Origin of the sequence: Leuconostoc inhae (assembly GCF_019656015.1) — a bacterium.
Lineage (GTDB): Bacteria > Bacillota > Bacilli > Lactobacillales > Lactobacillaceae > Leuconostoc > Leuconostoc inhae_A.
This window is the reverse complement of record NZ_BPKW01000004.1, coordinates 106,062-116,955: the sequence shown is the minus strand read 5'-3', so window position 1 is coordinate 116,955 and position 10,894 is coordinate 106,062. Positions and strand designations below refer to the sequence as shown.

At 36.9% G+C, this 10,894-nt stretch carries 12 protein-coding genes and 1 other RNA gene; all 13 read right to left on the bottom strand.

The genetic code is table 11. The features are described from left to right. Positions 1-57 precede the first annotated feature (57 nt). The 13 genes from purQ to K5Q14_RS02955 all read right to left on the bottom strand — a co-directional run bounded on the left by purQ (position 58) and on the right by K5Q14_RS02955 (position 10,859). Positions 58-726 carry a phosphoribosylformylglycinamidine synthase subunit PurQ gene (gene purQ, locus K5Q14_RS03015; protein ID WP_220734355.1) on the bottom strand — a complete coding sequence of 223 codons (669 nt, stop codon included), beginning with the start codon at positions 724-726 and terminating at the stop codon, positions 58-60. Further along, entirely contained in the window at positions 723-989 is a 267-nt protein-coding gene (gene purS, locus K5Q14_RS03010; protein ID WP_220734354.1) for a phosphoribosylformylglycinamidine synthase subunit PurS, read from the bottom strand. The genes purQ and purS overlap by 4 nt, the downstream gene beginning before the upstream one ends. An 11-nt stretch (positions 990-1,000) precedes the next feature. Next, entirely contained in the window at positions 1,001-1,714 is a 714-nt protein-coding gene (locus tag K5Q14_RS03005) for a phosphoribosylaminoimidazolesuccinocarboxamide synthase (RefSeq protein WP_220734488.1), read from the bottom strand. 16 nt (positions 1,715-1,730) lie between these two features. Next, the gene (purK, locus tag K5Q14_RS03000) at positions 1,731-2,846 is read right to left on the bottom strand and encodes a 5-(carboxyamino)imidazole ribonucleotide synthase (RefSeq protein WP_220734353.1); all 1,116 of its coding nucleotides are present in this window, start codon (positions 2,844-2,846) and stop codon (positions 1,731-1,733) included. Next, positions 2,843-3,328, bottom strand: coding sequence for a 5-(carboxyamino)imidazole ribonucleotide mutase (gene purE / locus K5Q14_RS02995; RefSeq protein WP_220734352.1), 486 nt, complete (start codon positions 3,326-3,328; stop codon positions 2,843-2,845). The genes purK and purE overlap by 4 nt, the downstream gene beginning before the upstream one ends. Before the next feature lie 251 nt (positions 3,329-3,579). Continuing rightward, positions 3,580-5,055, bottom strand: a complete 1,476-nt coding sequence (locus K5Q14_RS02990) for an ABC transporter substrate-binding protein/permease (RefSeq protein WP_220734351.1) — start codon at positions 5,053-5,055, stop codon at positions 3,580-3,582. 166 nt (positions 5,056-5,221) lie between these two features. Further along, an RNA gene (gene rnpB, locus K5Q14_RS02985) (RNase P RNA component class B) lies at positions 5,222-5,591 on the bottom strand. Between the two features lie 64 nt (positions 5,592-5,655). Beyond that, on the bottom strand, positions 5,656-6,048 hold the full coding sequence (locus K5Q14_RS02980; RefSeq protein ID WP_220734350.1) for a DivIVA domain-containing protein: 393 nt from the start codon (positions 6,046-6,048) through the stop codon (positions 5,656-5,658). A 76-nt stretch (positions 6,049-6,124) separates the two neighbouring features. Further along, positions 6,125-6,697: an SLOG family protein gene (locus K5Q14_RS02975; protein WP_220734349.1), complete on the bottom strand. Its 573-nt coding sequence runs from the start codon at positions 6,695-6,697 to the stop codon at positions 6,125-6,127. A 54-nt stretch (positions 6,698-6,751) separates the two neighbouring features. Beyond that, the gene (locus K5Q14_RS02970; RefSeq protein WP_220734348.1) at positions 6,752-8,920 is read right to left on the bottom strand and encodes a transglycosylase domain-containing protein; all 2,169 of its coding nucleotides are present in this window, start codon (positions 8,918-8,920) and stop codon (positions 6,752-6,754) included. 23 nt (positions 8,921-8,943) lie between these two features. Continuing rightward, a complete protein-coding gene (gene recU / locus K5Q14_RS02965) occupies positions 8,944-9,558 on the bottom strand; it encodes a Holliday junction resolvase RecU (protein WP_220734347.1) in 615 nt (204 codons plus the stop codon). Between the two features lie 108 nt (positions 9,559-9,666). Next, a complete protein-coding gene (locus K5Q14_RS02960) occupies positions 9,667-10,089 on the bottom strand; it encodes a hypothetical protein (protein WP_246587525.1) in 423 nt (140 codons plus the stop codon). Between the two features lie 32 nt (positions 10,090-10,121). After that, positions 10,122-10,859: a hypothetical protein gene (locus tag K5Q14_RS02955; RefSeq protein WP_220734346.1), complete on the bottom strand. Its 738-nt coding sequence runs from the start codon at positions 10,857-10,859 to the stop codon at positions 10,122-10,124. Positions 10,860-10,894 lie beyond the last annotated feature (35 nt).

Genomic DNA, 10,894 nt, shown 5'->3' with positions numbered 1-10,894 from the left:
TTGCCTTTCATAACTGTGTTTTCCCTACTATGACCTATGTTTTATAAATAATAAGCATTATGCTTTTGTTAAAATACCTGAAAGCATACTTTTAAAGAAGTTTTGGCCGTCAATATTTCCAAGCACTGAGTCGACTGCACGTTCTGGATGAGGCATCATACCAAAAACATTACCTTTCTCGTTCATAATGCCAGCAATATCATGTGCTGAGCCATTTGGGTTATTCACATATCGGAATATAATTTGATTATTTTTTTCAAGCTTATCTAAAGTTGCTTCATCGGCAAAGTAATTCCCTTCAGCATGTGCGATAGGTATTGAAATTGTTTCATCAACATCATATGCATTGCTGAATGCTGTTTGACCATTTGCAATACGTAATGCAACTTCGTCACAGATAAACCCTGGTGTCGCATTACCTAACAGTTGTCCTGGTAACAAACCAGCTTCTGTCAAAATTTGAAAGCCATTGCAAACACCAACAATCAGTTTACCCGCATTTGCTGCCTGCGTGACGGCGCTCATAATCGGTGAAAAACGTGCGATAGCACCTGTTCGAAGATAATCACCATATGAGAAACCACCTGGTAAAAAAATAGCATCAAATCCTGCTAAATTATTTTGTTTAGCCGAAACAATCTCTGCATCTATGCCAAAATCTTGTAACGCATAAAGCATATCAAAATCACAATTTGATCCAGGAAAACTAATCACGGCCGCTTTCATACATCCACCTCATCTGGCACCAAACTCAAGTCAAAACGGTAGGTTTCTGTATTTTGATTAATTAACAAGGCCTCCGTAAAGCTTTCAACTTCGGCAGTTGCAACATCAACATCTTTGGCATTTAATATTACTTCAAAATACTTGCCTTGCGCAACTTGCTCAATACCAACGTAATCCATACGCTTTAATGCGGCCTTAATGACCTCACCCTGTGGATCTAAAATTGACGGCTTATAAGTCACATAAATCTTTGCTAAATACATTGTTTTTCTCCTTAAATGATCTGCTGTAATCGTGTTAGGACTTCTTGATAACCAACTGTGACGTCACCTGCATGTTTGCGGAAAACGTCTTTGTCTAATGAATTCCCAGTTGCTACATCAACCAAACGCATATTGTCAGGTGATAGCTCATCAGCTAATAATATATTGCCATTTTTTGTACGACCAAACTCTAACTTAAAATCAATCAACGTAATATTGGCTTTTTGAAACAAGCTTATTAAATGTTCATTAATAATTGTCGATTGATATCTTAATTTGTCTAGTTCAGCGTTTGTAGCATATTTTAACGCCAAAATTTGTGAATCATTTATAAATGGATCGTCCAGCGCGTCTGACTTATAATAGAATTCTTGGACAACAGGTGTTAATTTTTGCATAGGCACTGCCGCAAACTTACTCACAAAATGGCCTGAAGCATAATTTCGTGTCACAACTTCGATCGGCAAAATGTCCAAACTGGTAATCAGCTCATCAGTTTTCGAAATCGAACGCAAGTAATGATTTTTAATATTGTTTTCAGTTAAATAGTTAAATAATAATTGGCTAATGGCACTATTGAGTTCGCCTTTTCCACTAATTGTTTCTTTCACTTTGCCATTTAATGCTGTGGCTTGGTCAAGATAATGCACCCACAATATATCAGGATCATCTGTCATGTATACTTGTTTTGCTTTACCTGTATATTTCAATACACCACGTGTAATTGTACGTTTTTCATACTCAATGCTGTCCATGTGTTTGACTCCATTCATATAATTTTTTAATATTATCTTCGCCAATTACTGTAATGTGACCCATTTTACGATTACGTTTGATTGTTGCCTTACCGTAATCATGAAAATGCCATTCTGAATGATTTACCAAATCATTCCTAGCTTGCTGAATTTCATCTCCTAATAAATTTAGCATTAATGCAGGCTTCTCTATCTTAATTTCAGGTATTGTTAAGCCGGTAATACTGCGAATATGGCCTTCAAATTGTGATACATTCGTTGCTTCAATCGTGTAATGCCCCGAATTATGTGGGCGTGGTGCAAGTTCGTTCACCCAAACATTATTATCACTGACGAATAACTCTATACCCAAAACGCCTCTTAAATCTAATTCATTCGCAATTTCAGTTGCAATTTGTTGTGTTTTTTTTGTGAGCGCGACACTTATATTAGCGGGTACAAGGCTTGTTTTCAAAATATGATTCACGTGGACGTTTTCAGAAATTGGCCACATCGTGACATGGCTTTGTGCGTCACGTGTCACCATGATACTCAACTCTTTTTTAAATGGTACCTTTTGTTCTAATATAAGTGTGCCTGTTGGGAAATCATTTATGATTTCATCAACATCAGCTTGATTATCGACGTGCCATTGACCATGACCATCATAGCCACCGCTCACCGTTTTAAGAATTGCTGGCAACTCTATTTTTACAACGGCCATTTTAAATTCTTGAGCGTCATGAACCGCTATAAATTTAGCTACAGGTACTTTAGCACTATCTTGAATAAATGTTTTTTCTCTTAAACGATTACTGGTTATTTCAAGTAATCGCGTACCTTGAGGTAAGCGATCTTTATGTTCGGATAAAGCATCAATATCAACATTTTCAAATTCATATGTCAAAACATCACTACGTTGCGAAAGTTCAGCTAATGCTTTCGCGTCATCATATTCAGCAATAATCTGAAAATCTGATACCTGCCCAGCTGGTGATGCCACAGTTGGGTCTAAAACCCCAACTTTATATCCCATCATTTTTGCAGATAATGCCATCATTTGTCCCAATTGGCCACCACCAATAATCCCAATTGTTGCTGGTGGCAAAATAAGATTTGTCATATTAATTCCGCCTCGCTATCAATAGACTTTTTGGTTTGTTCCTTTCGAAATGCCACTAAGCTTTTTCTGACGTCTTCATGATGCAAAGCAATAATTTGTGCAGCTAGAATACCGGCATTTTTAGCCCCTGCATCACCAATAGCAACAGTAGCAACAGGAATGCCAGCTGGCATCTGCACAATTGAGAGCAGAGAATCCAAGCCATTTAGAGCATGCGACTGCATAGGAACACCAATTACAGGAATAAGTGTATTTGCTGCAATCATACCAGGTAGATGAGCTGCGCCACCTGCGCCGGCAATAATCACCTGTAAACCACTTTTTTCTGCTGCCTGTCCAAATTTTTGTAACTGTTCAGGCATTCTATGCGCAGAAATAACGTGTTTTTCATATGTTATACCTAGCTTCTCTAATAAAAAAGTTGTTTGTTGCATAACAGGCCAATCACTTGTTGACCCCATAATTACAGCGGCTTGTGGCATAATTTTCTCCATCGTTCGTGTTTTATTCAAAATATCAAATGCAATTCATCATTCGTTCGTTTACTATTCTAATTTAACAGAAAACAGCATAAAATGCTTCGCTTTTAAATAAGAAAATTCACACAAATAAAAAAATCGTTCGTTATACACGAACGATTGACTACTTTATATATATATTTACGAACGTTTGCTTTGTAAGCACTTTCATAAACTCAAAATCTTAATATTCGTTTCTCACCTATTTTGTTGCATTAACGACTAGTACGCGCCATACGCTTTTCAGCATAACCTAATGCACGACTAATACTAAACGTTAATACAAAGTAAATGAATGAGGTAATTAGCAGTGGGAAGAATGGCTGGAAACTGGCACCTTGTACAACACCGGTTTGAAACATTAATTCACCAACACCAATAACTGACACAACTGATCCTTCTTTAATAACCGTCACAAACTCATTACCCAAGGCTGGTAAAATATTTTTAATAGCTTGCGGTAAAATAATATAACGCATAGCTTTACCCTTAGATAAACCAAGAGACCTTGCTGCTTCTGTTTGACCATAATTAACTGAGTTAATACCTGAACGGATAATTTCAGCAACATAGGCAGCGGAATTTAATCCCATTGCCAAAGCACCAGCGGCAAAAGCTGACAAATTCAATCCGATAACTTGTGTGCCAAAAAATACCATAAACGCTTGCACTAACAAAGGTGTTCCACGTATATATTCAATGTATATATTGCCAAGTGACTTTAATATGAAGTTTGGTGACAATTTGAATAAAGCCACTACAGTTCCAAACACGGCACCAATAACAACTGCAATTGCAGCTAAAGCAAGCGTAATCAATGTCCCTTTAATAAATAAATTACCATATTTTGCCCAAAATGATTGCTTAGCAAACATTAACGTATTTGCCTCTTTTTGGTAAGCTTTTAATTTACCAGAGGACACAATGCCATCTATTGACGTGTTAATTTTTGACTGTAACACGGGTGAATTTTTACGCATTGCAACTGACACAGCACCTTCAGCTTCATTTGGCTTTGGATAAATAACTTGCAATGTCTTATTTTGTTGTGCGTAAGCTTCAGAAATTGGATCATTTAAAACAACACCTGAAACTTTACCAGCTGATAGTTGAGAAACTAAATCCGGTACTTTCTGGATACTAACTAATGTCGATGAAGGCATATTATTCTGTACAAAAGTTTCTTGTGTCGTTTGTCTTTGTGCGCCTACTTTCTTACCAGCAAACGAATCAACATTTGTTGTAAATTGTGGGGCATTCTTTTTTAAAATTAATATTGTTTGTTTGGGTGACATGTAAGATTTTGAAAAATCAACAACTTTTTCACGTTCAGGTGTTGCATTAATACCTGAAATAATCACATCAATTTTACCAGTTTGTACAGCACCGATTAATCCATCAAATCCCATTTCTTTAATTTGGATTTTTACACCCAAATCTTTCGCAATTTGTTTCGCCATAGCGACTTCAAAACCAACGATTTGATCGCGACCACCGACTGTGGCATGAAATTCAAATGGTGCATAATCAGCTGACAAACCAACGATCAAAACGCCACGCTTTTTAATCGCCGTGTAGGCAGGATCTGTCGTTGCTGCTTGTGTTTGTGGAACAAAAACTAGAAACATTGGCAGCAATAACATCAATCCCATCGCCGTCATAACTAATTTTTTTACAATTTTGTGTACCATATCTTCAATTCTCCTATATCCTAATTAACGTAATTAATCATAACCCTTTATGAATTTTTATGCAATATTTTCTGGCTTATATTCACTAAAGAGTTGTATATTAACTTAATTATTGCATAAAATATCATAAAAAAAACGCCACAGAGTGACGTCTCCTGTTGTAAGTATCTGTAGGCCATGTTTTGTTCCAGTAATATGCAGGATCATATTACCTTCGGTAATCATCTATCTAAGTTTGTCGCCAAACCATACCGACCATCGCTTCAATTTGCTAGATCAGCCGCCCCTACCAAAAGTTTGGGTTGCCCACTTGTGGGGTTTACCTCGTCTCAAACGTTAACTTTTATTAACGCATACGTTTCTATGGCACCTTCGAGCCTATTAAGACATAGCCGTAACCTTAGCCTTTTCGACCGCCGTGGCATTTCTGCCCCTGGGTTTATTTTTTATCCCAGCACAAACACTACAATCATCTCAGATTGTGTGAGCATGGACCTTCCTCACGCTAGAAATATAGCGCGCAATTACCCGATACTTACAAATTAAAAACTATTGACACATGTAACTTAATATATCATACTAACTCATTAATCAAACAACTTAGACATTCTCAGCATCATGTCCGAATACAGCACGCTCTAAATTAGCAACACGTTTAATTAAATCTAAATTAGTCACTACTTGTGCAGGCCTTGGTGTTTCAACTACAGGCGCCACATAAGGTGCTTCGGGAATAACCGTAGCTGGCGTAACCACTGTCTGAGGTTGTTGTTGCTTCACAGCCACCAATTGTTCCTGTGACGCTTTCAAAGCCGTCTGTAAACGTGTCACTTCATTTTGCAATTGATCAATACGACCAGCATAAGCACCATAATCCTTGATGATATCATCTAAGAAATTATCAACATCAGCTGGATCATATCCAACACCCATACGTTTTTGTTTGAAAACACGTTCTAGAATATCTTTTTGCGTGTACTTTACTTGTTCCACAAGTTCACACCTCATTTATTTTTTTACTCATTTAATATTACCAATAAATAACTAAAATTACAAGGTACTTGCTCGCTTATTCATAAAAATTAGACTTTTCTTCACGTATCTCTTCATATTCTGTTGCATATTCCTGTAATTGATCCATATCAATCGTCGTCAACGGATACGGCACGATATTTTGTTGTTTTTCAATGGCACGATAATCATAGACAGATTTCCCCTCAAATTCTGTATCATATACCAAAATCGCACCATCAGTATGGCTGAGCGTAAACTGTTGATAATTTTGTAATTGCCGTGGCCCTTCATATGGTGCTTGAGACACGCTTTCACAAAAGTCACTTTTTGCAATAATTGACTTCAGGTGAGCTTGATTATCAGGTTTCCATTCACTACCAAAGTTTTGAAACGGCAACATTATGGCCACTTTTAAAAATGGAAATTCTTGTTTTAACTCTGAAATAACAGCAACTGTCCACTGTTCAATACCCATTTGTCCACCAGTAATTACCCACTCAAGACCATTGTCTATTTGTTCCCTAAGTGTACGATTTAAAGCATATTTAATCACTTCAATTTTTGGATCTTTATCACCAAATGTACCAATTTCGTAATTACGGTATCCTGTGACCCATAATCTTGACATGTCACTGACCTCCAAAATAAAAATCTTGCCTATGCAAGATTTTTATCATTCACATTAATTATTGCCTGTTGTTGCACCAACAGCTGCAGATCCTGAAATACCTGCTTCTGCTGGCGTTTCGCCGGATTGTGGTAATGAATTAACCGATGGTAACCCACCATTACTCCACTTTTCACCTTTCACTTCATACTCTACAATATTGCCTCTTACTTTTGGTGTTACCGTATCTGGTGCTGTCCAATCAGTGTTTGGCTTATTTTGCATGGCATATGACATGATTCTTTGATAGTATTGCGCTGGTAGATCTTGATATGTCCAAGGAATATAATTCTTAGCAGGCCAATCATAACCAGTCCATACTGATAACGCATATGATTTTGTGAATCCTGTAAACCAGGCATCTTTAATTGCTTGGTCTGGCATATTTTCATTATCGCCATAAGCTACCAACCCTGATTTCCCTGCTTGATTTAACCCTGGAATAATCGCATCACTAGCTGTTGCGTTAGGTTTGATAACGCCCTTCATCATATCAGTTAACATGAACGCTGTACTCGTCTTCATGGCTCGCTTACCACTCGTATTATAATTATGCGTTGTGCCATCAGCTGTTACAATTTTAGTAATATAGCTTGGTTTATAGTATGTGCCACCATTGGCAATAGCACCATAAGCACCTGCTTCTTGTTCCGTTGACGCATCTAAGTTAATAGCATCCTGTCCACCTGGTACATGGTTAGTTGGTATACCAATATTATTAACGAATTTGCCAGCATTTGCACCACCAACTTCTTCCAAAGTTCTTGCTGCCGGAATATTACGTGACTGGGTCAACGCTGAACGCATCGTAATGTTACCCATGTCTTTGCGATCCCAATTATAAACATCAATATTTGTGCCAGTATACTTATATTTTTTATCTTCTACTGTCCTATATGTCGGCCAATTGAGATATTCAATAGCTGGTCCATAATCTAACAAAGGCTTAATTGATGACCCAGCTGAGCGTCCAGTTAGCGTAGCATGATTTGTTGCCTGTAAAACGTCAGTATTGCGACTACCAATTTGTGCAACAACTTTTCCATTACTAGGGTCTGTCATGGTTGCACCAATTTGCGTATCTGCTGAAGGAAAAGCGATACTATTGCCATTAGCATTATCATACATGTACTGTTGCATAGTCGAATCCATGTTTGTATAAATTTTCAATCCAGATTTTGTCGTGTCATATCCTAACGCCTTAGCTTCGGCAATCGTTGACTGCACATATGCATCTGTCACTTGTCGGTTGTTATTTGCTAACTTTGCTTTAGCAGTTAAATCTTGTAGACCATCTGTTACTGATGTTTTAGCCGCTGCGGTGGCTTGACTTTGTGTGACTGCACCATACTTAACCATGGCAGACAAAACAGTATTACGTCGTTCCGTACTACGTGATGTATCTTTTAAATAGGGATCATAATTAGTTGGTGATTGTGGCATACCCGCTAATAAGGCAAGTTGAGCCAATGATAATTGTGTTAGTGGTTTACCATAAAAATATTCAGATGCTGTCTTCATGCCAGAGACACCATGTCCCATGTAAACCTTGTTCATATAAAAAGTTAATATTTCATCTTTTGAAAAATTCTTTTCAACACGCATGGCTAAGACAGCTTCTTGTGCCTTACGTTTAACTGTTTGATCAGCTGTCGATGTACTAAATACTGATAGTTTAACGAGCTGTTGCGTCAAGGTTGAACCGCCCTGCATACCTAATGATGACCCACGAATGTTAGCTACCAAGGCCCCAGCAATACGAATAGGATCAACACCATTATGTTTATAAAAACGGCGATCTTCTGTCGCAACAACTGCTTGTTTTAATTGCTTTGGGATTTCATTTGAACTAGCATAATCACGATCTACTGTTGATAATTTCCAAATCGCATTTTCTTGATTATCATAAATACTACTTGATGTTTCAGAAGCTAAATTAGCTTGCGTAATGTTAGGCGCATCGTTTGCATACGTCACAAATACAGCTGCTCCAGCTAGGCCACCAATGATACCTAAAACAACTAACCATAAAAATATTGCTAACACCCAACGTCGTTTTTTTCTTGGTTTTTGGGGGCCACCCGTACCATTTTGTTTTGGCATGCGTGGTGGTTCAGTTGCCGGATGGTTATCGTACATATTATGATTGCGATTCACGCGCGACCATTGATTTTCGTTTGCCATAATGACTAGAGTACTCCTAATTGTTAGTTTAAATGTTCAAAATACTGATCGACAGCCTGTAAATAATCTAGACTCGGATTGAGACTAGTTGGCACGACGTAACTATCACGCACAATTTCATGATAGGCAATCGATTGTTTTCCTTTGAGTTTTTGCCACTGTGCAATCAAGTATTTTGCTGGATACACATAGGTTTCATCTAAACTTGTAAATTTAATAATCACAAACCCAATACCATGTTGCGATAGAATACTCGCCAAATGAATAATTTGATGTTCATGGAAGTTTTTTAACGGAAATGATGTTTTGTTTTTAGTTTCTTTTGCATCAAAGTCAATATAACGTCCTTGATACACACCATTATAATCAGTTGTTGAAGCTTGTTTAAAATAAGCCTCAGTAATTTTTGCTGCTGACCGTGCCGGATAATCGACTTTGACAATCGTTATTGGTGTCGGCTTTTTATGGATAACTGCTAAATGATTTGCAAGATAGTAGTCATTTGCAAGGTTAATTTCCTCCTCCAAACCCATTCCTCGTTTGCCAAAAGTTAATGCCTTTTTCGTTGTTTTACCTGTACGTATTGTATTTTGAATGTCTTGGACATGATGAGTCCCTGCAGGATAATTGATTGCCATTAATCCTCTCAACCTTAAATTTTAAACTATATAATAACTATTTTACCATAAAAGAAAAGATGACAAGTTAAAACTTGTCATCTTTTTCTTCGGCTTATGAATTAGTAATCATTGCTTATCAGTCTTAGTGTATTTAAAGCCCTCTGTTAATGAGGCTAATCCATCTGCAGATTCAACAACAAAAGACTGTTTATCATCTGACAGTTTAGCCGTCATATTATACTTAGCAATCGTCATTTTTAATTCACTACCAGAAATTGTATATGTGCCAGACTGTGCTTTTTTTCCGTCAGTATATTCAATCACCTTATCTCCGTCAAACTTTAATGTGTCAGTTGATGAAAATAATAGCAAGTTCGTTTTATGCGAATATTCGCCCGTCAAATGCTTCGGAAGAGAAAAAAATATGAAAAGACCGATTATCACGATCAAGACTGCACCGCTACCAATTATCACATTTTTATTAATTTCACCATTGGCGTTTTTTATTTTTAAAGCATCCATTATTTTATTCCGTTTCTTTATAATCATGCTACATTACTTAACCTGTTTAAAATAGCATGTTAGGGTTTCAAAATTGCATAAGCTTGTCCAATAAAGTTTTCAACGCTTTTGGAATCTGCCAATATCAAAGAGATTTTTGGATAAGAAATAAAATCAGTTAAAATATCGAAATGCCATTCATAATAATCAGTGGTATTTGCTTGTGTAGCAGTCTGAGCACCACCAACGGATAGACCGGATTTTCCCACAGCAGTCGCAAGACCTACTGAGTTAGATGTGCTACTTGTCTGGGCCCCAGTATGTACCCGTTCTCTACTGACTTCTTTAATATTTTCTTTATTATAGGCAACTAACAATTCTTTCTCTACATCAAAATAAACACATCCTTGATTGCCATAAATCAAACATTTTCTACCAATTCTATAGCTTTTCCATTGTTCTGTCAGCAATTTTTCTGCTAGTGGTTGAATAAACATATCTGTATGTTCATACCAAGTTAACATCAAATCATTATGAGCTGCGTTTAATTCAACAGTCAGTTTTTGACTGAGACCACCTTTTTTTCTAAATATAAAAGATGCAATTAACAATAACAAACCAACATTCAATATCAATATTATGCCAGCTATAAGACAACCAATACTCACCCATTTGTATATTTTTTGTTTGTTCTCTATCTCTGCTTTTTTTTGTGCATAAATCTGATTAGCTGTTATACCTTTATCCCAATGATCAAAATTTGGGAGATCTACAAATTCATACAAATGCCATTTTCCTGGCATATTTTCTGATACCATAAATTTTTTCTCTCTTCCGTCCATAATAGTCAATC

What these genes read in the sequence shown, in the direction of transcription:
- purQ (WP_220734355.1), bottom strand. Translation starts at nt 726, where the DNA reads ATGAAAGCGGCCGTGATTAGTTTTCCTGGATCAAATTGTGATTTTGAT.
- purS (WP_220734354.1), bottom strand. Translation starts at nt 989, where the DNA reads ATGTATTTAGCAAAGATTTATGTGACTTATAAGCCGTCAATTTTAGAT.
- purK (WP_220734353.1), bottom strand. Translation starts at nt 2,846, where the DNA reads ATGACAAATCTTATTTTGCCACCAGCAACAATTGGGATTATTGGTGGT.
- purE (WP_220734352.1), bottom strand. Translation starts at nt 3,328, where the DNA reads ATGCCACAAGCCGCTGTAATTATGGGGTCAACAAGTGATTGGCCTGTT.
- K5Q14_RS02990 (WP_220734351.1), bottom strand. Translation starts at nt 5,055, where the DNA reads ATGGTACACAAAATTGTAAAAAAATTAGTTATGACGGCGATGGGATTG.
- K5Q14_RS02975 (WP_220734349.1), bottom strand. Translation starts at nt 6,697, where the DNA reads ATGTCAAGATTATGGGTCACAGGATACCGTAATTACGAAATTGGTACA.
- K5Q14_RS02970 (WP_220734348.1), bottom strand. Translation starts at nt 8,920, where the DNA reads ATGGCAAACGAAAATCAATGGTCGCGCGTGAATCGCAATCATAATATG.
- recU (WP_220734347.1), bottom strand. Translation starts at nt 9,558, where the DNA reads ATGGCAATCAATTATCCTGCAGGGACTCATCATGTCCAAGACATTCAA.
- K5Q14_RS02960 (WP_246587525.1), bottom strand. Translation starts at nt 10,089, where the DNA reads ATGATTATAAAGAAACGGAATAAAATAATGGATGCTTTAAAAATAAAA.
- K5Q14_RS02955 (WP_220734346.1), bottom strand. Translation starts at nt 10,859, where the DNA reads ATGGTATCAGAAAATATGCCAGGAAAATGGCATTTGTATGAATTTGTA.